This is a genomic window from Bacillus sp. A260 (assembly GCF_009861435.1).
In the GTDB taxonomy this organism is placed as follows: Bacteria; Bacillota; Bacilli; order Bacillales; family Bacillaceae_G; genus Bacillus_A; species Bacillus_A cereus.
The window spans coordinates 2,805,847-2,829,566 of record NZ_CP046398.1 but is presented as its reverse complement, the minus strand read 5'-3'; the positions used below and the strand labels follow the sequence as shown (position 1 = coordinate 2,829,566).

Genomic DNA, 23,720 nt, shown 5'->3' with positions numbered 1-23,720 from the left:
ATGCTAAATAGGGAAGGGGAGATTCGGATGAAACGATGGCAAATGGAATGGCTCCTAGTATCAGTTGCATTAGTATGGGGAGCAAATTATACAATAGGAAAGTATGGAGTGGCATATATGTCATCCATTCAATTTAATAGTTTACGATTTTTAGTAGCATCACCGGTATTATTACTTATCACTTTTATGATGGAACGCTCATTACGTATTGAAAAAAAAGATTGGTTACGATTAGTAGCAGTCGGTATCGTTGGTACGGCAATGTATCAAACGATGTTTATGCTATCTGTGAAATATACTTCAGCAACGAACGCCTCATTATTAATTGCGATGTCACCTATTTTTACAGGGATATTAGCAGTATTGCACAAACAAGAACGTTTTTCGATGAAAGTACAAATTGGTTCAATAGTAGCGTTTATTGGTGCAGCATTCGTTTTATTAACAGGACATACAGGAGGAACTACTTACGAATATGCGTGGCTCGGAAACATAATTGGATTAGTCGCAGCGATTGCGTGGGGATGGTATCCAATATTAGCGCAACCTCTTATAACAAAATATTCCGCAATGAGAGTCACATCTTGGTCAACTTTAATTGGAATTGTACCTCTCGTTGTATATTGTTTATTCAACGTAAATACATTAACGTGGCCAGTAGACATGCCAAGCTGGGGGTCTCTAGCATATTCAATCGTCTTCGCGACAATCTTCGGACTTGCAATGTGGTATGTCGGTATTAGTCAAATAGGCTCAACGAAAGTAATGGTTTATATGTATCTTGTACCATTGTTCGCAGTTATTTTTGCGGCAGTAACAATAGGGGAGCAAATCAATATGATGCAACTGGTTGGCGGACTTATTATCTTTGTGGGTCTATATGTTGTAAAAAAAGGTGGAATCAAAAAGCCAGCTCTCAATTTGAAAAAAGTAAGTTAACAATAAAAAGGATCTCTTTCATATAGAAGGAGATCCTTTTGGTTTTTGTAATAAAAGCGCTTGTTCAACAGCCCATTTTTGATGATCATGAATGAGAAGCTCTACAGCAAGTAAAGGAGACATCCACCGCAAAACATGATCTTCCTCACAGTTTTCAGTTTGTGTCTGCACCATGTTCGCAATATAAAAAAATCCATCGTTTAAATAATATGTATCTTCTTTTTCTGCATAAAAATATCGCATTGCATTACCGATATATTGATTAATTTCAATTGCCCATCCTAATTCCTCTAGTAGTTCACGATGTAAGCATTCATCTTTTGTTTCGGTACCTTCCATACCGCCACCAGGTAAAAAATAACGGTCTCCTTTTTGGATAATAGCAATGTTTGAAGAAGTTGAGTTAAAAATAATTGCATAACAACTAGGCCGTAATACATATTGCTCAGTAGGCTTTTTATAACCAAAAATAAGTTTAGATATCATAAGACACGTCACCTCTCTATAAAATACACAAAAGGAATAATAAGGTAAAAATAGAATTGTATAAGTATAATCTTACGAGATTGGAGTGATAACAAAATGATAAATCGAAAGTGTTCGCGCTGTAAAGAAATTACAGGTACATTGCACGGTGGTAAAAAAATTAAGGAAGAATTTCTATGTGAGGACTGTTTACAAAAAGGAATTGCGAGCGGTGAAATCGAATTATCACAAGTGGAGCAAGAACAAACTTCGTATCTTTCTATAAAAATATTAAAAATAATGAGTGTGATTTATTTAATAGCATCTATTTTAATGGCTTTTTCAACCGGTCCATTTATACATAATATAGGATTTGATGAAATGTCCATTTCAGGCCCAGAATTAGGTTTAATAAGTATTGTTATGCTAGGTTCTTTATTCCAGTCTGTTCTTGTATTTTGCGGGATATGGGTATTCATCCTTTTAGTAGAAACAGTCATTAAAATTTATGAAAAAATGAAGTGAGTGAGAGGGAGAAACATATGCGAGTAAGAAACATCCAAGGGGAAGATTATGTAAAGATTCATTCTGTTTTAAATGATTGGTGGGGCGGGAGAGACATGGCTGCCATGTTGCCAAAATTGTTTTTCGTTCACTTTCAAGAAACGAGTTTTATCATTGAAGAAGATGGCGAAACGTTAGGTTTCTTATGCGGATTCTTTTCGCAAACGCATAAAGAGGAAGCGTACGTTCATTTTATCGGGGTAAATCCGAAGTATAGAAGAAGAGGAATTGCATCGACATTGTATTCGTATTTCTTTGATGTCGCACGTGCAAATAATTGTAAAGTTGTAAAAGCAATTACGTCACCAGTTAATAAAAAATCGATACAGTTTCATAGGGAGATTGGCTTTCAAATTGAGGCTGGGGATGATGAGATAGAGGGTGTATCGGTACATACAAATTATGATGGGAATGGCGGTAGTAGAGTTTTATTTTTGAAAAATGTGTAGAAAAATAAGCTTTACCAAAACCCACTGAGTTAAATGTATATGAAAATGTTATCCGTTGCATAAAGAATAGCTGACTTTGTTAGCTTGATAGAAGCTAGTATGATAGTCGAAAGGAATTTCCATAACATAATTTCATCTAAAAAAGAGGGATCTATATGAATTTTGAGAGGGATAGATATTTTTTACAGATGGCATTGGAAGAAGCAGAAAAGGCATTAAAAGAAAACACATATCCAGTAGGAGCAGTTATTGTTGATGGAAATAATAATGTCATTGCAAGAGGAAGGAATAGAGTGCATCCAGAAAAAGACATAACAGCTCACGCAGAGTTAGACGCTATTCGCAATGCAGGGGAAGCAATGTTTGATGCAAAAATAAAAAATGAGAGGTTTACTATTTATAGCACGTTGGAACCGTGCCCAATGTGTACAGGTGGTATTTTATTTGCAAAAATACAGAGAGTAGTCTGGTTACTAAATGATGACTTAGGTTTTGGTGGATATAAAAAGATAAAAAATGCTTTAGTTTTCGAAGGGAAATTTAATAAAATCGACATGGTGGAAGAACCATTTGAAGACTTAAAAACAAGACAAAGAGAACTTATGAGACAATGGGAGCTAAATCCCAATAATATTATTAACTTGCGTAGGGCTATAAAAAAATAGTTATTTCTTTAAATTAAATTAGGATAACGCCACATTACCATCAGCTTAAAAAATATAGTGAAATTATATCGATTTAACAATAAAATATGGAAGAATCTATTACGAATAGAAAGCCGTCCTAAAAGTATTCTAGGATGGTTCTTTTTGTTGTGAGGAGCTAAAAGTATGGAGAGTAAACAAAGTAGAAATGAATACTTACGACGCATTTATAAAGTGCAAGATTATATAGAATCAAACATAAGTGATTCACTTTCAATTGAAGAGTTAGCGGATGTAGCAGGATTTTCAAAGTTTCATTTTCATCGGATTTTTAAGGGGATAGTAAACGAGTCATTATCACGGTATGTAAACCGATTGAAGTTAGAAAGGGCAACACATCTACTTACATATCGGACAGATATGACGATTACAGATATTGCGTATCACTTCGGATTCACAGATTCAGCAGTTTTCTCCCGAACATTTAAAAATTATTACGGCGTAAGTCCATCTCAATATCGAAACGACAATAGCAAGAATTGCAAAGACGTAAGGGGAATTCCTCAATACAATGAATGTAAGAAGGTTCGAGGAAATATTGAAATTGTAACAGCAGACAATATAAACGTCGCATACATAAGACATATCGGTACATATGAAGAGTTAACTATAGCTTTTCCGAAAATGATAGAGAAATTATTTCATTACGCAGCTAAGCAAAACTATCATGTATTTGAGGATACGAAAGTATTAACCATTTACCACGATCATCATGAATTTACTGAGGACTATCATTTAAGAACAAGTTTATGTGTAACAATTTCAGATGAATCCACAGTAGAAACGAACGACGTTGGAATAATGGTAATACCTTCTGGAAAGTATGCAGTAGGACATTTTGAAATATGCCAAGATGAATATAAAGGAGCATGGGACTTTATATACGGTGAGTGGCTTCCAAATAGCGGATATAAACCGAGAGATTCGTATCCTTTTGAAGTATATAGAAATGACCCAAAGCAGCATCCAAAGCATAAACATATAGTTGATATATATGTACCTATCGAACCTTTTTAATTATAGGTTAAAGGGGAAGGACTAATGAAAACTGCTGAAAAGTTAGATCAGATTATAAAAGAAGAATATGAAAATATGAATGGTATGTTAGTAGTGCAGAAAGGTAATGTTATTTTTGGAAAATATTATAACGGTTACGGTCCAGATGATGCATTTCACATAGCGTCAGTCACAAAAACGATAATCTCTGCGCTAATTGGGATATGTATAGATAAGGGCTATATAAAAAGCGTTGATCAAAGAGTAATAGAATTTTTCCCGGAATATAACGTTAATTCATCTGAAATAACAGTACGACATCTGTTGACAATGACAGCTCCACATCCTTTCGTAGACTGGCAGGAGCCGTTAGAAGAACTATGTATGCAACGAGATTGGGTACAGTATACGTTAAATAGGATAGGACAAGGCGGAGAAATTGGGGCTTTTAAATATTCATCTGCAGGAGCTCATATACTATCAGCGATCATAACGAACGCAACAGGAAAAAATGCGCGTGAATTTGCGAATGAATACTTATTTCAGCCACTCGGCATGAGAGAAATTCCAAACTACAATATGAAAGCATTTGGATTTGATGACTTATTCGGAAAAGATGTGAAAGGATGGGTTCACGATCCAAATGGTATTTCGACGGGTGGCTGGGGACTAACGTTAACGGTTAGAGATATGGCGAAGTTTGCACAGATGTATTTGAATGAAGGTATTCATAATGGAAAACAAATACTATCAAAATCATGGATAAAAGAATCGACAGAAATGAACCCAAATCAATATGGTTACTTATGGTGGTTACGAGAAGAAGATGGAATCTTTTCATACTGTGCAATGGGTGATGGGGGGAATATGATTTGTTGTATTCCAGAGAAGGAATTGGTGGTGGTGATGGCTTCTGAAGTTGTGCCAGAAGCAAAGGATAGATGGAGATTAATCAAAGAGTATATACTTTTAACAGAGTAATGGTGAGCTTGTAGAAAAATTTAAACGCTCCCCGTAACTTTCCTCAATAAAAAATCGTTAAACATTAGGAAGGGTTATTAATCACGAATGGGGGAGAACTATGAAGATATTAATTCTAGGCGGTACACGATTTTTAGGAAGAGCATTTGTAGATGAGGCTTTACAGAGAGGGCATGAAGTTACGTTATTTAACCGCGGAACAAACAAAGAAGTTTTTCCTGAATTGGAGCAGTTAATCGGTGATAGAAATAACGATGTATCAAGTCTAAAAAATCGAAAGTGGGATGTTGTCATAGACACGTGTGGATTTTCTCCACATCATATTAGGAATGTTGGAGAAGTGCTCAAAGATAATATTGAACACTATGTATTCATCTCAAGCCTTTCCGTATATAAAGATTGGATTCCGCATGACATAAAAGAAGATTATATATTACAGCCCGAACCGACGGATGATCAAATAAAGGCTATAGAGAATGGTGAAGTTTCACCTTATGAGTATTATGGTGCACTGAAAGTATTATGTGAAAAAGAAACAGAGAAGTATTGGCCGGGGCGTGTGTTACATGTAAGAGCAGGTCTTCTTTCAGGAATGTTTGATTATACAGATCGACTTCCATACTGGATTCAGCGTGTAGCAAAGGGTGGGAAAGTATTAGTACCAGGAAGAAAAATTCGTCCCGTGCAATTAGTTGATATAAAAGATGTCGCGAGATGGGGGCTAAATATGGCAGAACATCATAAAGCAGGAACATTTAATATAACAGGTCCGAATGATGAATTGACGATGGAAGAGCTATTAAATACGTGTAAAAAGGTTACGAATAGCGATGCTGAATTTGTTTGGGTAGACGAAGCGTTTATGAGTGAACATAATGTGCAGCCTTGGACAGAAATGCCTTTGTGGATTCCAGAAACTTTCCCATTAGATGGTGAGACGAAGCCGTGGAGAGGCGGGTTTTCTATTTGTATCGAAAGTGCGGTTAATGAAGGGCTTACTTTTAGAAGAATAGAAGAGACAGTTACAGATGTGTATGAGTGGATGGAGAGTACGGAAGAATGGGAATTAAAAGCAGGTATTTCAGGCGAGAGGGAGAAGGAATTGTTAGAAAGATGGTATCAATAAATTTAGCGGAGTTCTTTGAATATGCTTGATTGCACATAAGGGGGAAAAGGTGACTTTATATGGTCTGCTTCAAAAATTAAAACTGAAAATATGAGTATGAGAAATATAGTTGATTTTAAGGATTTATACATGCCTTTTGACTGTTTATTATTTTTTGCTGATGGGGGAAATGGTGATTTGTTTGGCTATTCCATTTTGAATGGAAAAGTACAAAGAGATGACATATATGTATGGAACCATGAAAATGATAGTAGAACGTGGGTTGCTCCTTCTTTAAAGACTTTTATGGAGTGGTGGGAGAGGGAAAGATGATAATTTAAATATAGTATCAAAAAAAGTGCCTTGTTACTAAAGAAACAAGGCATTTTTTCACGAATAATTAATCTACCACTCAATCGGTTCTTCCCCGTACATCTCCCATAGCTTAGGAAACATCTTTTTTAAACCTTCTTCATCGTCTTCATCCCAATCTAACTCGATATCAACTTCCTCAAACTCTTCATTTGTTAAGACATGGTATAGTGTAAAGTATGTATCATCTTCATCCCCAGTCTTCTCCATGTAAACTTCTTGCCCGAAATATAGAGTAAGTTCTTCAATCTCTGGGACGTCATACTCACTCAAATTTTCTAATACAGGAATTAATCGTTCTGGATCTTCAATACAAGCTTCGTATGTCTCTTTTCCTTGATATAATAACCATCCGCGGAAGTAATCGAAAGTATCATCTGAACAGCCACCCATAATAATATAGGCTGCTGCCCATAAACGGGAGGTATAGGAGTCTTTCAAAAGGCGATGCATATGCGTATCAAAAGCTACAATTTCATGTACTGTACGTTTAGCAAGGTGAGAAGTAAGCCATTCTATTTGTTCTTCTTGGTCCTCACCTTTCGTTTTTGCACGATGAAGTAGCTCCCAAAATTCTTCTTCGGTTATCGTTTTTTCTTTTATGTAATCTTCCCCAGGCAACGGGTCTGTATATCCTTTTTTACGTTTGGAAGCAACTAGTTTATTAGCTTCTTTCATACATTCTTCTTCTGTTTCAAACTCTTTCGCTTTCACACTGCCAGCTGTGCCAATTTTTCCGTAAAACACAACATAGTCTTTTTCTTTCACAACGATTTTCCAAAACTTATTTGATTTCTCAGTTTGCTGGATTAATAACGTTTCCATCCGTACCCCCATAATGTTTTCTAGTGTGCAATATGATTGTAACATATGTATATACACTTGTAATGATGAAAAATAATAGTTTAGAAAATTCAAAAACCATTGAATGGAGTGGATGAATTTAGTAACCTTATTTGTACAGTAATTACATAATTGTTTTGTAATAATTCGATATTTATATAAGGGGGCGTTACGGATGGATCTTACGTTTAAAGTTGAGGAAACATGTTTTAATTACCGCGTTGGAGCAATTTGTAAACATGATAATAAAATACTCATTCTGCAAGGTGACGGTGAAGATTTTTGGTATGTACCCGGCGGTAGAGTAAAAATGCTAGAGAATAGTGAAGATGCATTAAAACGAGAGCTTGCGGAAGAGATAGGTGTTCCTATTAAAAGGAAAAGGTTAATATGGTCAGTAGAAAATTTCTTTACACTTTCTGAGCGAAAGTTTCATGAAATTAGTTTTTATTATGAAGTAGAGCTACATGAGTTACCTGCGAGTGGAGCGGATCAATATATTTTGGAAGAAGAGGGTAGAACGTATTTGTTTAGATGGGTGCCAGTAGAAGAACTGCATACATATAACTTACAGCCTGCATTTATAAAAGAGAAAGTAAAGGATGTATCAGTTCACACAGAACATATCGTATTACAAAAGTAAATGTATTCGGAGGGGAAAATGGTGAAGGGAACTAAAAAAGAGGTACATATAAATGACAAAGTAATTTATTACACACATATCGAAAAAGGTTCTAGTACCGTTTGCTTTATGTTTTCAGGTTCAGGATACAATTATGATAAGCCGTTATTTTATTACGCGACGATGTTAATGCTTGAACATAAAATAGATGTTGTACATATTCATTATTCTTATGATGGACAATTAATGAATAAACTAATGGAAGAAGTAACGAAAGTAATGATGGATGATATTAATCCGGTAATAAATGAAGTATTAAAAGATGAGCAATACAACGAGACTATGTTTTTAGGGAAGTCACTCGGAACAATTCCGATTGCAAATGATTTAATGAGGAGAGAAGAATTCGCGCAGTCAAAAATGATACTATTTACACCTTTACTGACGTTTGATACAATTTTTGATTCTATCTTACATAGTCGACACGAAGGGTTTTTAGTTATTGGGGATAAAGATCACCAATACAATGCAGGTCAAATTGATCAGTTATATAAAACGAATTTACAGATTGAAGTTGTCAAAAATGTAAATCATTCTGTAAATGTTGGGGGATATGAAACGGAAAATTCAATTGAGGCTATAGCGAAAATAATAGGAAAACTTAAAGAAGTTGTTAGGACAAACTAACCTATTAATACATGCAAAAGAGGTGCGAATTGCACCTCTTTTACTTTAATAAGCCTTCAAAACATGAAGTAAATAATCCTTACGATTCAGCGGATTATAATCAACACGTTTTCGAGTAGGGAAGGGAGCCATAAGCTTTGTGAAACCAGCTGGCTTCGTTGTAAATATGCCTTCTCCTTCTGTAAATGAATGAAGCATGCGTTTAAAATTCTCTGTTTTCGCAACAGGTAATGATCCTGTTAACTGGTAAGAGTTATTACTTAATATAGGCTCTCTAAAAGTTGCTGGAATGGCAGCGAGCTTATATATTGCGGTACTAATTGCCTGCTCCGGTACAGTTAATTCAAACTCATTTACTGGTTCATATACATATGTTTCAGCTTGCTTTAAAGCATCCATTAATACGATCGGTGTCAAATTTCTAAAGTCACTCGCTGTTGTAACAGGACTAGCATAACCAGTATGTGTTAACGTGACCATAACATCTGTAACTTCCCAACCATATAAACCTTGTTTTAACGTTTGAAATACTGTATCTTTAATTGCTTTATGAAATGCTAAAGGCAATGAACCAAGCTCAACACCTAATTTATACGTTATGCCAGAGTTAAGTTCACCACGTTCAATTTTAAAACCAATTGTTGCGTAAAATGGATTCGCTTTTTCACCCATGACTTCAACGGAATTCCCAATGCCAATTGGCTTTTCAATACATACAACTCGCGTATTTGAGAAAGTAACCTGTAAGTTATATTTCTCATAAAGTGTTGTTTCGATAACCTCTTTTTGTACTTCACCGAAAAGGCGAATATAAAGTTCATTATGAACATCATCTTTCCACACTTTAATAAGTGGATCTTCTTCACAGAGTTCCATAAGTGCAGCGTATAAATCATGAATTCGCTCTTTAGGTACCGCATCAATCGCTGCTTCCATTTGTGGTTCGGCAAAGTGAATATCTTTTATATAATCCGTACGTTCACCGATAATATCACCAATTTTTATATCATTCAGTCCCCACACTTTGCAAAATTCTCCGCTAGGAACGATAGTAGATTGAACAGCATTTCCTCTATGAAACATACACATTTTTTTAATCTTTTCTTTATGTGGTAGAGACTCATCGCGCTGTATATCAACATATTTTCTAACATGTAAGCTACCTGAAAAAACTCTTATATACGCAACCTTTTCTCCAGAAGGTTCACGTTCAATTTTAAAAACAACACCGGATAATGGTTCCTCTTGTGCCGATGTAAGAGCTGGCATTAGGGCCGGAAGTTTTTCAAGTATTTCAGTTACTCCTATACCTGTCATTGCTGAACCGAAAAAGATTGGATACACATTTGCTTGCTGTATTTGCTGTTCTAGTTTTTCTCTTAATAGTGCGTCCGGTATTATTTCGTTATTTACATATGATTCAAGTAATGATTCATTAAATGATGCTAACAGTTCCATACAACCGTCATATGATTTGTATTCAATGATCCGGGCTTCTTTCGTTCCTTCGTTTAGAACAGAATAGAAGGGGAATGCTTCATTTGAAAGAACCTCTTTTATTTGTTTCATAACTTTTTCAGTGTTTGCTCCACTACGATCAATTTTATTAACGAATAAAATAGTCGGTATGTTTAGTTTCTGTAATGTTCGCATTAAAATTTTTGTTTGTGCTTGCACACCTTCAACGGCAGAGATAACTAAAATCGCACCGTCTAGAACGCGGAATGATCGCTCCACTTCAGCGATAAAATCAGCGTGTCCAGGTGTATCAATGACATTTACTTTTACATCATCAATAAAGAAAGAAACGACAGATGCTTTAATCGTAATTCCGCGTTGTCTTTCTAATTCCATTGAGTCAGTTTGTGTATTACCACTATCAACTCGGCCAATTTCTTTAATCACATTCGTTTCATAAAGAATACGCTCAGTCAAACTCGTCTTGCCAGCGTCTACGTGCGCGACAATCCCTATATTTATTGTTGTCATTTGTGAATATCCTCATTTCATTTTCCATTTTCAATTCCTCATTTCTATTTGTATATTGCCGCATTATCAATCACTCTCCAGTTCTTTAAATTAGTATTATTATAGTGCAATTAACATTATTTGTAACGCTACAAAGCGCCTTAATTTGGAAAAAATAAAATGAAAACAAAATGCTTGCATTCTAAATCGATATAGATTATATTAATTGACATATCAACTATTGATACATCAAATGTTTTTATTTTGATTGTAAAGGAGGGTTAATTTGACAAGTTCATGCTCAAAAGAAGCGATTATTTTATATAAATTACACTTTCTAAATAAAGAAGTAAGTTCGAAATTTGAAGGGTGTACGGGTATGAGCCAGTCTCGATTAGAGCTTATACTTCAATTATTTGAAGTAGGTGAAATTAGTCAAAAAGCACTTCAGCAAGAAGTGAATATTGATAATGCTGCGATAACAAGGCATTTAAAGCAGCTTGAGGCCAATGAAATGATTGTAAGACGTAAAAATCCAGATGATAACAGAATTACGTTAGTTTCTCTTACTGAAGAGGGACGAAATAAAATTCAGGCGTTTCAAGAGGAAAAAGAACGTTTTGCCGCATCTGCATTTAAAGGATTAAGTGAGGAAGAACGCGATAATCTTTTAAATATGTTAAATCACATTCAAGAAAATATAAAAGAATTATAAAAAAGGGAGAATACAACTATGACTAACTCAGTAAAAACAAATGATTTTAACGAAATTTTAACAGGACGTCGTTCAATTCGTAAGTACGACCCTTCAGTGAAAATTAGCAAAGAAGAAATGACAGAAATTCTTACAGAAGCAACACTTGCACCATCTTCAGTAAACATGCAACCATGGAGATTCGTAGTGATTGAAAGTGACGAAGCGAAAGCAACACTTGCGCCACTTGCGAAATTCAATCAATCTCAAGTAGAAACGTCTTCAGCAATGATTGCTTTATTTGGTGATTTAAACAACTTTGATAACGCAGAAGAAATTTACGGTACAGCAGTAGAGCGTGGACTTATGCCAGCAGAAGTAAAAGGAGATCAAATGAAAAAACTTTCAGCTTACTTCTCTATGGTTACACCAGAAGTAATGAAAGATACGGTATTAATTGACGGTGGTCTTGTAGCAATGCAATTTATGCTAGCAGCTCGTGCGCACGGTTATGACACTTGTCCAATTGGTGGATTTGAGAAAGATCAAATCGCAGAAGCATTTGGACTAGATAAAGAAAGCTACGTACCAGTTATGTTAATTTCAATCGGGAAAGCTGCAGACAGTGGTTACCAATCAGTACGTCTTCCAATTGAAAAAGTTGCAGAGTGGAAATAATTTTATAAAAGAACTTCAATAAGTGAAAGATGAGAGGGGAAGCACCATGATTATTATTCACGCAATATTTCAAGTAGACCCAGCAAAACAACAAGCATTTTTAGAAGAAATTCAGCCACTCATTCATGGTTCAAGAGAAGAAAGTGGCAATGTATCTTATGACTTATATAAAGATACAGAAAAAGAAAGTGTTTATACGATGGTAGAAGTATGGAAAGATGAAGCAGCAGTTGCGAGCCATAATACGAGTGAACACTTCACATCTTTCGTTAGTAAAGCAGCACAATTTTTAACTGCTCCGCTTAATATAAAAGCTTATAATGGAGAATTAGTAAAATAATAAGGTAGAAAAAGATGACTTTAGCATATGGCTGAAGTCATCTTTTTTGTATAAGTAGAATCCATTTTGGACTCAGTTATGTTGATAGATAAGCGTTGCTCGCATCCTCAGTAACAGTGCTGAATTGTATGTTAAATTCGAACATTCGGTTTATTGGGATATTTTTCCGTGGTATAATTTTCTTGTAAATAAAAGGTAGAGGGGAGTAAGTAATGGGAGAATTTCAAAGTAATTTGCATACGGCAACGCAACTTGCAACGAAAATGAGAAATGCTTCAGATAGAATGCAAAGTGCTACTAGTCGCTCTATAAATAAGGCAACGCGTACTACACTATCTGCGAACTTCAAGGCACAAGAAGCAAATCAACAAAATTTACAGATCACGAAACAATTTTGTACTGCTTTTCAACAAACAATTGATAATATCCATTCCGTAGCAAATGAATTTGAGAAAATGGATACAGGACTTCAAAAGACTTTTCAATAATGTAACAACCTACGTAAAGGGGAAAAGGTAGGGGGAAAAGATGAGTCAAGGAATTGAAACGAGAATCAATCAATGTAATCAAAAATTACGAATTATATTTGAAGAACAAAATGAAAACCGAATCGCGCTGCAAAATCAAGAACGAGCTGAGGCTAGTTTTCATGAATGGAAAAATAGAAGTAATCGTTTATTTAACCGAATACTAGAAACTTGGCACGGCGACAAAGAAGTGTTTCACCTTTTTACGAATATGCGGCAAGAAATCGGACAGTATGAAAGAAAACTTACATTCGAATTAGAAAATGAAAAAGAGACGTTGCTTAAAGAAAAACGGCATCTCAGTGAGAAAGAAAACGACCTTTCCTATGAACAGCAGCAACTACAAAGGGAGGCCAATACATGAGTTTAAACATGTATTTGGGAGAAGTACAAAGTCAAACTCAAAGTATGAACGCTATATGTAATGCTACGATTCAAAGTATGGAACAAGTCATTCAATCTATTGATGCCTTTGCGATAGACACAGTATTACAAGGACAAACATACAGTAGTGCAAAATCCTACCTTGTCCAAACATTTCGGCCATTAGCGCAAGGAATTATATGCTTATGTGAAGAGTTAATTCGCCAAAACGAAGCATTTCCAAATGAGTTCCAAGCGAAAGTTGCTTCGACAGATGTGATTGAACAAGAAATAAGAGAACAAATAAGGGGAATTAATCAATCGATTACAAGTATAGAAGCAATAGAAGTACTTACACCAATGCCCGGAGTAGGTGCAATTGTAACGGTATTAGGTGCAATGAGAAAAAAACTGGAAGAAAAACTAGAGCATTTATATGAATTCAATCATTCATCCAGCAACAACTACAGCACCGCTCTCCAATTAGCAGCTAGCATCACAGCCGGACTCGCTGAAGTGCAAAGTGGGAAAGGATTTAGCCCTGTGAGTGGGACGTTTAGTATACAAGGATTGAATATGGATTGGGTGAGTTCGATTCAGGGGATTATAGAAGAAACAGCTCGAAAAAATGATCAGTCAATTAAAGATATAGAAACAAATAACATAATTGAGGAGAAATCTCCGGTTAGAAATGCTTGGGACGATGTGGCAGACGGTATAGTTGGCACGTTTGAAACAGCGAAAAAGATGTGGGAAGCTATTCAAAGAGGCTCGGGGAAAGCTATTGGTGATGAAATCGAGTCCGCAATAGCTTTAAGTAATATGGACATAGGAACTTTTATTAATGTAACCTATGCACTTTTCCATTTGGATGAAACTGCAAAAAATATGTGGCATGCATTTTCAAATAAAATAAAACGAGATATGATAGAGGGAGATGCAGAGAGTCGTACAGAATTGACTACCTATGGATTAACACAAATAGCTACCACAATATTAGGCGATAGGGCACTAAATAAAGTAGGCCATATCACAAAAGGAGCAAAAGCATCAAGTGGAGTAAGTACATTTGCTAATGCAGTAAAACTAGCAAAAGAATTGAAGCCTACGCTTGAAATGTTACAATCATTTAAGAGAGAGGCTTCCTATGCATTCTCTAGTGTTGGTGGAACTATCATAACCAAAATACCACAAGGTGAATTGATAGAAGCTTATTATAAGTTTGCGAAGTCTAAAGATGGTGGTAAGGGTACGGGTGGATTCAGTAATGGAACTAGTCGGGCTAACAAGGTTAATATACCCGAAAGTAGCATTAAACATTCAAATGTAGGTGACTTTACAACACATCCTAAAACAGGAGATATTTCAAAAATGAAGGGTGGAGGACATGGACAAAGTAATATTGAATTTTTGGAAAAAAATAATGTAGATTATAATATAAATAAAGTATACGAAAACGGTGTTAGGGTAGGTAATGTGCCTGGACACAAGGTGAAAGCAAAAAGAACAGGTTCCAATCAATCATGGTTTCCAGAAAGCTGGACAGAGTCTGATATTACAGCAGCAGGTGCTAAGATTGCTGAATTGCCCGGATTTGCGAATACAGAAAATGGTGTGGCTATTTTTGGAGAGTATAATGGGGTTAGGGTTGGAGTTATAAAAACAAATGGAGAGATAGGGACTATTTTTCCAGATGCGACTAAACAACCGTAGATAGAGTTTGGAGGATTAATATGGATATAGCAAATAAAATGGAAGTTATATTAAATGAAAGAAAAAAATTAAATTTGAATGATGACTATGGGATACAAAAAAGTTGGAATGAAATAATAGAAGTTCTCTCAGAAAATGAGGGAAATACTATAAGATATTTAGAGAACTGTAGTAAAGAAGAGTTATATTGGATAAGTGAAGTTTTGGAAGATATAGTAGAAATTATACAAAGTAAAGAACTAATTAATTGCTTAAGAAAATTAGATGGAAAATTTCCAGAATTAGAAATGACAAATGATATTGATATTGCAGAAAGTTATATAGAAAATCCTTAAATTAAAGGAATAGTTGGTGTGCTTAAGTATAGAACCATGGGATATAATGATACTTTCTTGAAATTCATAGATCATGATGGTTGTACCATCATAGAGTGTTATGTGCAATGATAGAAAATAGAAAACGAGGTACGAGCTTAGGCGAGATGACATTTTACTGTACGACGAATATTAAAGACTTGGAATGGGAAAAATTTACAAATTTATGCTACTTAAAAATATATGAACTTAAAGCACTTGGTTGTCTATTTGAGACAATAAGTGCTTTTTTAATTGAAAGGTAAGCTATAAATTTATCGAAATTATTTTTATGAATTAAAGCTAACAGAATATGCACATAGGCTTCAATTGCAGGTATATAGTTTGTTTTTCAATGTCAAAAAACATTAATAAAAACAGGGCAAAATTATTAAATAGCCGGGTCCATTGTAGAAATGTTTGAAGGTATCTCGCTCATAGGCGAATCTAATTTCTTAACTATCGTGGCAGAAGTAGGAACTGGTGGGGTAGCATCACCAATTGTTATTCCATTAGATATAGCAGCAACAGCTACTGGGGCAAGTCTTTTTGTACATGGTGGATTTGTTTGGAATAAATCGATTCAAAATACTAAGGATACTCTTCAAAAAATCCAGTCTTCTGGTGGAGGTAAGGGTGCGAGTAATCGAATACCTTCTTATGGAAAAGATTCTGTACCTAAAGGCCCATACCGTGAAGTAAATGGTTATCCAATAAAAGTGAAAGCAGGAGCTCAAGAAAAGCATATTCCTGATACACCGAACTATAAACAAGAATTAGCAAATGGAAAAAATAAGAGCATTTTCTATGGCGATAATAAAATAGCGCAAGAATTGCTTGATAAGTTCGCCGGGAAAGGTGAACTATTAAAAAACGGTAGAGAAAGAGTAGACTTTGGTGAGCCAATAGGAAAATATTATGACCGCAATACTGGTGAATACTATGAGACTACTAAAGGGTTGATCCATTATGGAAAAGATGGCGCTCATATAGTACCATCAAGACCATAAAAATCATAAGAAAAGAGGATGCAAATGGGGTACGATTCTTTAATTGGAACATTAATAAATTATGAACATAGTGACATGATACTAGAATGGAAAAGTGGATTGAGGATTATTGGAGAACTAGATACAGTTTTTGAAACAGACAATGGACTAGATGAGGATGATATAAATTATACAGAATATGATGCAGCTGTATTTAGAGTAAATAATATTTTATCTCGACCTAATACAAACGAAGGTACTGTATATAATTGGTTAAAACAAGAAAAAAGTTCATTGGTTGAAATTTCTCTCTATGATGATCCGCCAAGTGCAGTGTTTTTAACTGACGGAAAAAGAGTATGGGAAAGAAAAATGTGTAAATAATAGGTGGCATTTAAACTGTTACCTTATTAGTCAAATTAGATCTAGTTAATTTTGATATATGGTTTTTAAAGGAATCAGAACAGGCTACTAACATATACTCTGGTATGAAGAAAAGATATCCTAATCGTAAGCTGATTCCTTTTGCTAAAAGAGTTGATAATGATGATACTGCATGTTTTGAAATCGGCAAAGGAAGTAAAGTTCAACTTATTCATGATTTTGCTTCTGAAGGCTTTGAACAAAGAAAAGATAAGCATCCTATTATTTTAGAAGTTAATACTGAAAAAAGCTAGAGAAGAAGGCGTTAAATTTTATTTAGGAAATGAAAAAGTTTGGTTAGCAGATGAGATTCCTAGTGAGTTTATCGCAATTAATAAGAATTAATTGAATCTATTCTACTAGATTATGACGGCAGGAAAAATTTTTTCTTTAGGATATATATTTGAATGAACCATGTTATCTGTCTTAAAATAAACAAATAAATGGCGAGTTACTTATGGAAAATAATCAACAAGAGAGACTTCACATTTGAGGTCTCTTTTGTTGATTTAAATTGAAAATTATTATTTGAGCGAATGCACTTTCGTACCTTGCATTTCACAGGCACATAGGCTTCAATTGATGCTATATAGTATGTTTTTCAATGTCAAAAAACATTAAAAAAAACAGGGCAAAATTATTAAATAGCCGGGTCCATTCTAGAAATGTTTGAAGGTATCTCGCTCATAGGCGGATCTAATTTCTTAACTATCGTGGCAGAAGTAGGAACTGGCGGGTTAGCATCACCAATTGTTATTCCATTAGATATAGCAGCAACAGCTGCTGGGGCTAGTCTTTTTGCGCATGGTGGATTTGTTTGGAATAAATCGATTCAAAATGCTAAGGATACTCTTCAAAAAATCCAGTCTTCTGGTGGGGTAAGGGTACAGGTGTTGATGGTCAGGGAGCCAGTGTAGCAGGGAACATTGGAAAAAATGATAAACTAGCAAGTCAAGGGCATGTTGATGCTGGCGTTTCAGGTGCTCCAAAAGTTGATGCAGGAAAACAGGGTAAACATGTTCCTGGTCATGGGAATAATGTCTCAACCAAATCGCAGTGGGGAGCAGGGAAAAATGGAGTAGTAGAGACACAAGAAGCATGGGTGAAAGGAACACCAGTAAAGCCAGACGGAAGTGTTAGAGTGCATGATTTTGGAAAGCCAATAGGTCCAAATGGAGAAACGAGGGTAAAGGTTCATATGGATGGTAAAGGAAATATACATGGATACCCTGTACAATAAAGGAGAATAATTATGAGTGATGAGATACTAAAAGTTGTTAATAAATTATATAAACAAGGTGATTTCCAATATGTTTTGGGGAAATTTGTTGATAAACATTTCTGGGATGGAGAAATTAATAAAATATCAAATATAAACGTTGATAATATTACTGATTTTAGTTATTCATCATGTTTTTCTTACATTCTTCTACCACTAGATGTGAAATTTCGTTTTGGTAGTGTAGAATTCAGTGAGTATGTTCGGAAGCAATCAGAAATTAATTGTGTAATGCTAATGATTTCGGCAATCGCGCCATATGCAGTGGTTAAATATTTAAGATATAGATACACTAATGGTACAATCGAGCTAGTTGAAGAGTCCTCGCCATACAATGATGAATCTAAGAAAATAGGAAGTAGTATTTTAAAATTATTAGATAGTAACGGAATAAAGAATCTTGATAAAGAAACGTTAAGTATTGAAGTGGAGGATGTTTCGTTAGAGTTAAAGGAAACAGGTGTTACTATATATAATTGTTTATTTGAAGATGAGTATTAAAAAGAAGCATTAATGATTGTCCAGAAACCAAAGAAGGGATACAAATAATAGAGGTAGATTAGTAGTTGTTAAGAAGTGAGTACAGTTCGAAAATGTAGTCTCATTAAAAAGAGTGACCCTCTTTAGAAAACTTTTATGAGTGTACTCCATAGGGTAAATGTCCGAATATTTGTTAAAAAGCGTTACGAAAATTACAATTTATGTAATAGGAAGATGAAAGTTAAAAATTTCTAGGGATAAACCAGTTTCAACACTAGGGCAAGTTAATGGTGGATGTAGCTTCAGATATTAAAAAGATGAAATTAAAGTATACTGTGAAGAACAAGGATTGTACTCGATGTATATTTTTAGAGATAAAGAAATTAATTGCGCAAAAATGAATGAAGAAGCATCAGAAATAGACAGGGTGGGCTTGCGAGAAATGTGGGCTCACCTTTCGTCTGTTCAAATTGATTATGTGGTGGTGCTAAACTAAGTAAAACTAAAGATGGAAGACAAATGTCAAATGATTGGTTGAATGGTGCGAAGACCCGAAAAAGTAGAATATTGAAGGCAGTTGATGGAGATGCAAAATTAGCATCAAAGATTACGAAAGCATTACAAGATCAGGAAGTTGAGAGAGTGTTATCAAAGGTTGATAGTAGTGGAAATGTGAAAACATTTAGAATAGATGCAAAGGGTAACATTGTTGGAGAATGGCCATAATTTAGAAGCGAGGAGGAATTGAATGGTATGAGAGATTATTTATGTATAGAAGAAAAGTGTAGAGAAGGAATTGAATATCATAAAGAGTTTATAGAGGAAAATAGAGAAGATATTAAAAGTTTAGAAGAAGATACTAAAAATGGAATTCAAAGATATTCTAAAGATAATAAGAGTATTATAGAAGGGACATATCTAGCCAATTTTAGATATGAGATGGAGGATATTAGGGCAAAGTATTCTTTAGGGGAAGATGTTAGTGTAATAGAAAAAGATTTTCATAATGCAATTTATGATTTAGAGAATACAGGAAGTAGGGAAATTGGATATTTAAGTCTGATTTGGATGATTTCCTTAGGAATTTTGTTAGAAACGGATAAAAAGAATATAGAAAGATTAAAAAAGATAGTTGATACAAAAAATATGAATGACGCAGTAATTGATTTCCTCTTATGCGCTAGTGATATTGGATACACAAACATGACGAACAGATATTATAAAGAAAATCCATATGCAAAAACAAGAGAGATTATAGAACTTGCACAAACAGATAAAAAAGAAGCGTCTAAAAGATTGCAAACGTACATGGAGAAAGAATGGTTTAAAGGCCATTATGATTATGAATGGAAAAATGCACATAAAGAACCTGGATATGTGGGGTATTGGAGCTTTGAGACAGCTGCAATAGTAAAGATACTCGGACTTGATGATACAAGTTTAAAAGATAATAATCATTATCCATATGATTTGGCACATTATAAAAATGAAATGAAATTCAAGCATATAGACCTAAGTGAATATCACTATGAAGATGAGACAGAAGAAATCGAGGATATAGTAGAAGGAATTGAACATAATCCTGCATTGGAAAATATTATTCCGCCAAAATGGCATTCATTGGTCAATGAATTAATACATGATTATGAGAATATGGATGATAGTAGTTTTTATGAAAAATACAAAAAAACGATAGGAATAGGTCAAGTGTGGTTCTTACCACAAGAGTATGAAGAAGAAAATGAGCAAAAAAATCTATTAGGAAGTTTAATTGTGTTTGCCCTGACGGTAAGAGATTATATATTACAACTGGACTATAAAGACGATTTAGAAGACTACATTGATAATCTTAAAAATTTCTGGAATGTTTCAGAAACAAAGTTAGTTCAATTTATATTAGAAAATGATCAAAATTATTATGCATGGGTACCAAAAGAAGCAAGCATCCCAAATATGTATGAAGTGAAGATTGAGAGTGTCGATGTACAGGAAGTTCTATAACGAACAAATCGAAATGGTTTTTATTATATGTAATATTAGAATGCATTTTACTAGTTAATTGAAAACAATGTATGCGTGGGAGTAAAAAGGATGTATTGTTACTAAAAATTAGAGGGAAAGAAGGCTGTTGGATTGAGTTAAGCACCTCATTGTCAATATACGACAATAGGTGCTTTTTTGCGTGCAATGAAGAAAAAATAAAAGATTCATTTTCACTCTATTTCATCTTCGAATTACATGTTATAATTTGGAAAAAATATATTCTTAATTTTTAGATAATTAAAAGGTGGTAGATAATATATGAGTACATTAAAGAAAATTACTAATAATATTTCGAAGGTTATTATAGGAAAAGACGAATCGATTGAACTGGCAGCTATAGCTCTTATAGCAAGAGGACACATTTTATTAGAGGATGTACCTGGGACAGGAAAAACAACATTAGCGAAAAGTTTGGCTAAAAGTGTGGACGCCAAATTTCAAAGAATACAATTTACAGCGGATACTTTGCCTGGAGATGTTATTGGCCTTGAATACTTTGATGTGAAGGAATCGGATTTTAAAACAAGGTTAGGACCCATTTTTGCAAATATCGTATTAGTGGATGAAATTAATCGAGCTGTACCGAGAACACAATCTTCGTTACTTGAGGTTATGGAAGAGCGTACGGTTACAATTGCGAAACAGACACATTCATTACCAGAACCTTTTTTAGTTATAGCAACGCAAAATCCACTCGAATCAGCGGGCACATTTCCTTTACCAGATGCTCAATTAGACCGATTTTTACTTACGATTCGCCAAGGTTATCCTACGAGAGAAGCTGAAAAGGAAATGATGAATCGGTTTCAAATGAATGATCCGTTAGAAACATTACACTCTATTATTTCAAGTGAAGAAATTATTACGATGCAAAAGCGTGCAAGAGAAGTGTTAGTAGGGAATGATGTGCAAGATTATCTTCTTGAAATTATTGAAGCAACTCGTAACCATGAGTTAATTGAAATTGGTGTAAGCCCTCGGGGAACGTTGGCATTTATGAGAGCGATTCAAGCACGGGCAATATTAAATGAAAGAGATTACTGTACGCCAGATGATATTAAGACGCTCACTGCATCAGTTTGTGCTCATCGTTTAACGTTAACGATTGAGGGAGAGATGAAAACGACGAAAGAACAAATTATGAAAGAAATTCTTCATACGATTAGTGTGCCAGTGGAGAATGTACGATGAATCAACAGCTTGTGTATACACCTTTAGCGGAGCCTTTCGTAATGGGGGTTATGTCAGTTGTAGCCGTTATTTTAAGTGTATTTTCAAGTAATCTACTGTTTTTATCTCTCGTATTTTTATATGTAATTTTAATAGGTGCTATGCATGTATATATACGTAAAGTATCTCGTGTTGAATGGGAATACAGTCAAGGGAATTCGAATGTTTTTATAGGTGAAACGAATATGTGCAAAATGAAAATTTCAAACAAGTCGATATTTCCTATTCTTAATATCGTATTTCGATTTAAATGTGAAAATAAGCTAACTTGGAATCATGATGAAATAAACAAAAATCATAGTACAGGTTCAAATTATTATATGAATTTTAATTTAAAAGGAAGGGAGTCAGTTTCATTTGATTTGCAAGCTGTAGCGTTAAAAAGAGGCATCGCGAAATGGGAAGAAGTTGAAATTGTTATTACTGATCTCTTTGGATTTATAACGAACCATATAACATATAAACAAGTTGATACGCCCTCTTATTTAGTCTTACCAGCTGTTCCGAAAATACAAGTTCCTGAATTACAAGAATGGTCACGAGGATTTCGAAAAGCGATGTCTTCACCCTTATATGATGAAACGAAAGTAATGGGAGTAAAGTCTTATGAAAATGAAGATTTTCGTTCCATCCACTGGAGTGCAACAGCGAAAACAGGGACGATAATTGCGAAAAAGTATGAGCGAACACAATGTGATAAATACGCGATTTATCTCAACTTGCAAAATAAAAGTGGTGTTTCTTTGCGAAATGATATAGAGGAACTAATTGAATTAACAGCAGGTATATGCAAACAACTTCTTATGCAAAACTGTTCGTTTGAAGTATGGATCAATAGTGTAAAAGATAACGGTTTGCTACATATAAAAAATGGGGATAATCGGAAACATTTGCAAAATGTATTAAGGGTACTTGCCTCGATATCAGACCAAGATACGCCTATATCTTCTTCTTACTTTTACACAGCAGGCTTTCGTCGAAAGGAACTGGATGCGGTTCCTTTAATTATTGGTACTTCACCAAAGAAATACAGTAGAACGAATAAATGGATTGTAATGAAAGAATAAGAAGGGGCTTATGTCATGGTGAATAAAAAGCGACATATGAAAGTGAAGTTATGGAGTGTGAGAACTTTAATCATACTTTTCTTTGCGATTAGTGCGATAACGTTATCACAAGGTATTGTGTATGTACAAGACATAGTAAAAGAGCGTTTTTTCAGTAAGACTAAGACAATATCGGAAAGAAATTATGACTTTACTAGTATAGGTGAAAATTTTGATGATTCCAAAATAGATGAAGATGAATATGAAGAAGTAAAAGATACGGGTATAAGAACGAAAACGGGTAAAAAATTTCAACCTTTCGAAAGAGAAAGTCTATGGAGTGACGTGCTTTCTGTTCTTTCAAATGTATGGATTACTATAGTTTTTTATGTGATAATCGCAATATTAATTATATATGCCATCTACAAGTATATTAGGAACAAATTGATGAGAACAGAAATAGTACAGGAGAAAGAATCGATCACAAAGCAAACTGCGGTAAGAAGCATAAAGAATGAAAAAGTCATTCATCAGTTAGAACGGCCGTTACCGACAGATAAGATAAGAAAAACGTTAGTTGAATGGGAAAGAACATTACCATTTCATGAACAGAGAAGGTCCTATGAAACGATACAACAATGGTTAAAAAGAATTTGTAGAACAAGAGATATTATCTCGTTATATGAGTCTGTTCGTTATGGTGAAAAGACGTATACGGATTTAGATGTGGAAGAAATAATGAAGTGGGTAGAGGGAGACGGGAAGGTGGATACATAAATATCCACCTTTTCTATTTTTATACGGAAATTTGATTAACATGAATTATTTTCTTATATGAAATCGTCTTCAAATAGGTAAACAAAATTA

At 34.5% G+C, this 23,720-nt stretch carries 28 protein-coding genes and 4 pseudogenes; 29 read left to right on the top strand and 3 right to left on the bottom strand.

Annotation, left to right across the window (positions count from 1 at the left end):
- Positions 1–27 precede the first annotated feature (27 nt).
- On the top strand, positions 28–939 hold the full coding sequence (locus GD442_RS14340; protein WP_000832977.1) for a DMT family transporter: 912 nt from the start codon (positions 28–30) through the stop codon (positions 937–939).
- An 18-nt stretch (positions 940–957) separates the two neighbouring features.
- Here GD442_RS14340 and GD442_RS14335 read toward each other — a convergent pair whose 3' ends face one another.
- Positions 958–1,425 carry an NUDIX hydrolase gene (locus GD442_RS14335; RefSeq protein ID WP_000623966.1) on the bottom strand — a complete coding sequence of 156 codons (468 nt, stop codon included), beginning with the start codon at positions 1,423–1,425 and terminating at the stop codon, positions 958–960.
- Positions 1,426–1,521: 96 nt separating this feature from the next.
- Between GD442_RS14335 and GD442_RS14330 the strand changes: the two genes are divergently transcribed.
- The 7 genes and pseudogenes from GD442_RS14330 to GD442_RS14300 form a co-directional block, all read left to right on the top strand.
- On the top strand, positions 1,522–1,929 hold the full coding sequence (locus GD442_RS14330; protein ID WP_000610496.1) for a DUF3980 domain-containing protein: 408 nt from the start codon (positions 1,522–1,524) through the stop codon (positions 1,927–1,929).
- 17 nt (positions 1,930–1,946) lie between these two features.
- On the top strand, positions 1,947–2,417 hold the full coding sequence (locus GD442_RS14325; RefSeq protein ID WP_001266045.1) for a GNAT family N-acetyltransferase: 471 nt from the start codon (positions 1,947–1,949) through the stop codon (positions 2,415–2,417).
- 155 nt (positions 2,418–2,572) lie between these two features.
- Positions 2,573–3,082 carry a nucleoside deaminase gene (locus GD442_RS14320; RefSeq protein WP_001008618.1) on the top strand — a complete coding sequence of 170 codons (510 nt, stop codon included), beginning with the start codon at positions 2,573–2,575 and terminating at the stop codon, positions 3,080–3,082.
- A 165-nt stretch (positions 3,083–3,247) separates the two neighbouring features.
- On the top strand, positions 3,248–4,138 hold the full coding sequence (locus tag GD442_RS14315) for an AraC family transcriptional regulator (RefSeq protein WP_000444288.1): 891 nt from the start codon (positions 3,248–3,250) through the stop codon (positions 4,136–4,138).
- 24 nt (positions 4,139–4,162) lie between these two features.
- Positions 4,163–5,098, top strand: coding sequence for a serine hydrolase domain-containing protein (locus GD442_RS14310; RefSeq protein WP_159365110.1), 936 nt, complete (start codon positions 4,163–4,165; stop codon positions 5,096–5,098).
- Between the two features lie 100 nt (positions 5,099–5,198).
- Complete coding sequence (locus GD442_RS14305; RefSeq protein WP_000697698.1) at positions 5,199–6,224, top strand: SDR family oxidoreductase; 1,026 nt, start codon at positions 5,199–5,201, stop codon at positions 6,222–6,224.
- Between the two features lie 39 nt (positions 6,225–6,263).
- Positions 6,264–6,544 (top strand): annotated as a pseudogene (locus tag GD442_RS14300) (SMI1/KNR4 family protein); the annotation flags it as partial.
- A gap of 64 nt (positions 6,545–6,608) precedes the next feature.
- Here GD442_RS14300 and GD442_RS14295 read toward each other — a convergent pair.
- Positions 6,609–7,400, bottom strand: a complete 792-nt coding sequence (locus GD442_RS14295) for a DUF4240 domain-containing protein (RefSeq protein WP_000449119.1) — start codon at positions 7,398–7,400, stop codon at positions 6,609–6,611.
- A gap of 193 nt (positions 7,401–7,593) precedes the next feature.
- On the opposite strand from GD442_RS14295, the gene GD442_RS14290 reads away from it, so the two are divergent.
- Together GD442_RS14290 and GD442_RS14285 are read left to right on the top strand one after the other, a co-directional pair.
- A complete protein-coding gene (locus tag GD442_RS14290; protein ID WP_000366230.1) occupies positions 7,594–8,061 on the top strand; it encodes an NUDIX hydrolase in 468 nt (155 codons plus the stop codon).
- The gene (locus tag GD442_RS14285; RefSeq protein WP_002041389.1) at positions 8,062–8,727 is read left to right on the top strand and encodes a hypothetical protein; all 666 of its coding nucleotides are present in this window, start codon (positions 8,062–8,064) and stop codon (positions 8,725–8,727) included. It begins immediately after the preceding gene.
- Between the two features lie 45 nt (positions 8,728–8,772).
- Here GD442_RS14285 and GD442_RS14280 read toward each other — a convergent pair whose 3' ends face one another.
- Positions 8,773–10,716 (bottom strand): elongation factor G, encoded by a 1,944-nt coding sequence (locus GD442_RS14280; protein WP_000207815.1) that lies wholly within the window; start codon positions 10,714–10,716, stop codon positions 8,773–8,775.
- Positions 10,717–10,981: 265 nt separating this feature from the next.
- Between GD442_RS14280 and GD442_RS14275 the strand changes: the two genes are divergently transcribed.
- The 19 genes and pseudogenes from GD442_RS14275 to GD442_RS14195 all read left to right on the top strand — a co-directional run bounded on the left by GD442_RS14275 (position 10,982) and on the right by GD442_RS14195 (position 23,630).
- Complete coding sequence (locus tag GD442_RS14275; protein ID WP_000204162.1) at positions 10,982–11,410, top strand: MarR family winged helix-turn-helix transcriptional regulator; 429 nt, start codon at positions 10,982–10,984, stop codon at positions 11,408–11,410.
- Between the two features lie 18 nt (positions 11,411–11,428).
- Complete coding sequence (locus GD442_RS14270; RefSeq protein ID WP_086408053.1) at positions 11,429–12,067, top strand: nitroreductase family protein; 639 nt, start codon at positions 11,429–11,431, stop codon at positions 12,065–12,067.
- A gap of 46 nt (positions 12,068–12,113) precedes the next feature.
- Positions 12,114–12,407 carry a putative quinol monooxygenase gene (locus tag GD442_RS14265; protein ID WP_000583805.1) on the top strand — a complete coding sequence of 98 codons (294 nt, stop codon included), beginning with the start codon at positions 12,114–12,116 and terminating at the stop codon, positions 12,405–12,407.
- Between the two features lie 212 nt (positions 12,408–12,619).
- Entirely contained in the window at positions 12,620–12,895 is a 276-nt protein-coding gene (locus tag GD442_RS14260; protein WP_000503636.1) for a TIGR04197 family type VII secretion effector, read from the top strand.
- A gap of 40 nt (positions 12,896–12,935) precedes the next feature.
- Positions 12,936–13,298 carry a DUF3958 family protein gene (locus GD442_RS14255; RefSeq protein WP_000077520.1) on the top strand — a complete coding sequence of 121 codons (363 nt, stop codon included), beginning with the start codon at positions 12,936–12,938 and terminating at the stop codon, positions 13,296–13,298.
- Positions 13,295–15,010 (top strand): EndoU domain-containing protein, encoded by a 1,716-nt coding sequence (locus GD442_RS14250; protein WP_000056122.1) that lies wholly within the window; start codon positions 13,295–13,297, stop codon positions 15,008–15,010. The genes GD442_RS14255 and GD442_RS14250 overlap by 4 nt, the downstream gene beginning before the upstream one ends.
- A 20-nt stretch (positions 15,011–15,030) precedes the next feature.
- On the top strand, positions 15,031–15,345 hold the full coding sequence (locus tag GD442_RS14245) for a hypothetical protein (RefSeq protein ID WP_000350221.1): 315 nt from the start codon (positions 15,031–15,033) through the stop codon (positions 15,343–15,345).
- Between the two features lie 413 nt (positions 15,346–15,758).
- A pseudogene (locus tag GD442_RS28510) lies at positions 15,759–16,373 on the top strand (polymorphic toxin type 50 domain-containing protein); the annotation flags it as partial.
- A 24-nt stretch (positions 16,374–16,397) separates the two neighbouring features.
- Entirely contained in the window at positions 16,398–16,736 is a 339-nt protein-coding gene (locus GD442_RS14235) for a hypothetical protein (protein WP_000540189.1), read from the top strand.
- Positions 16,737–16,792: 56 nt separating this feature from the next.
- Positions 16,793–16,987: pseudogene (locus tag GD442_RS14230) on the top strand (hypothetical protein); the annotation flags it as partial.
- Positions 16,976–17,120, top strand: a pseudogene (locus GD442_RS28400) (RNA 2'-phosphotransferase); the annotation flags it as partial. The pseudogenes GD442_RS14230 and GD442_RS28400, both read left to right, overlap by 12 nt.
- 320 nt (positions 17,121–17,440) lie before the next feature.
- Positions 17,441–17,692 carry a hypothetical protein gene (locus tag GD442_RS14225; protein ID WP_002041383.1) on the top strand — a complete coding sequence of 84 codons (252 nt, stop codon included), beginning with the start codon at positions 17,441–17,443 and terminating at the stop codon, positions 17,690–17,692.
- A gap of 185 nt (positions 17,693–17,877) precedes the next feature.
- Positions 17,878–18,015, top strand: coding sequence for a hypothetical protein (locus GD442_RS27780; RefSeq protein ID WP_000679167.1), 138 nt, complete (start codon positions 17,878–17,880; stop codon positions 18,013–18,015).
- Positions 18,016–18,027: 12 nt separating this feature from the next.
- Positions 18,028–18,555: a hypothetical protein gene (locus tag GD442_RS14220; RefSeq protein WP_001278747.1), complete on the top strand. Its 528-nt coding sequence runs from the start codon at positions 18,028–18,030 to the stop codon at positions 18,553–18,555.
- Positions 18,556–19,053: 498 nt separating this feature from the next.
- Positions 19,054–19,260 (top strand): hypothetical protein, encoded by a 207-nt coding sequence (locus tag GD442_RS14215; RefSeq protein ID WP_000063994.1) that lies wholly within the window; start codon positions 19,054–19,056, stop codon positions 19,258–19,260.
- 27 nt (positions 19,261–19,287) lie between these two features.
- On the top strand, positions 19,288–20,535 hold the full coding sequence (locus tag GD442_RS14210) for a PoNi-like cognate immunity protein (RefSeq protein ID WP_001205863.1): 1,248 nt from the start codon (positions 19,288–19,290) through the stop codon (positions 20,533–20,535).
- 300 nt (positions 20,536–20,835) lie between these two features.
- Positions 20,836–21,768 carry an AAA family ATPase gene (locus tag GD442_RS14205; protein WP_000105663.1) on the top strand — a complete coding sequence of 311 codons (933 nt, stop codon included), beginning with the start codon at positions 20,836–20,838 and terminating at the stop codon, positions 21,766–21,768.
- Positions 21,765–22,874, top strand: coding sequence for a DUF58 domain-containing protein (locus GD442_RS14200; protein WP_001075941.1), 1,110 nt, complete (start codon positions 21,765–21,767; stop codon positions 22,872–22,874). The genes GD442_RS14205 and GD442_RS14200 overlap by 4 nt, the downstream gene beginning before the upstream one ends.
- A 15-nt stretch (positions 22,875–22,889) precedes the next feature.
- The gene (locus GD442_RS14195; protein ID WP_000247497.1) at positions 22,890–23,630 is read left to right on the top strand and encodes a hypothetical protein; all 741 of its coding nucleotides are present in this window, start codon (positions 22,890–22,892) and stop codon (positions 23,628–23,630) included.
- Positions 23,631–23,720 lie beyond the last annotated feature (90 nt).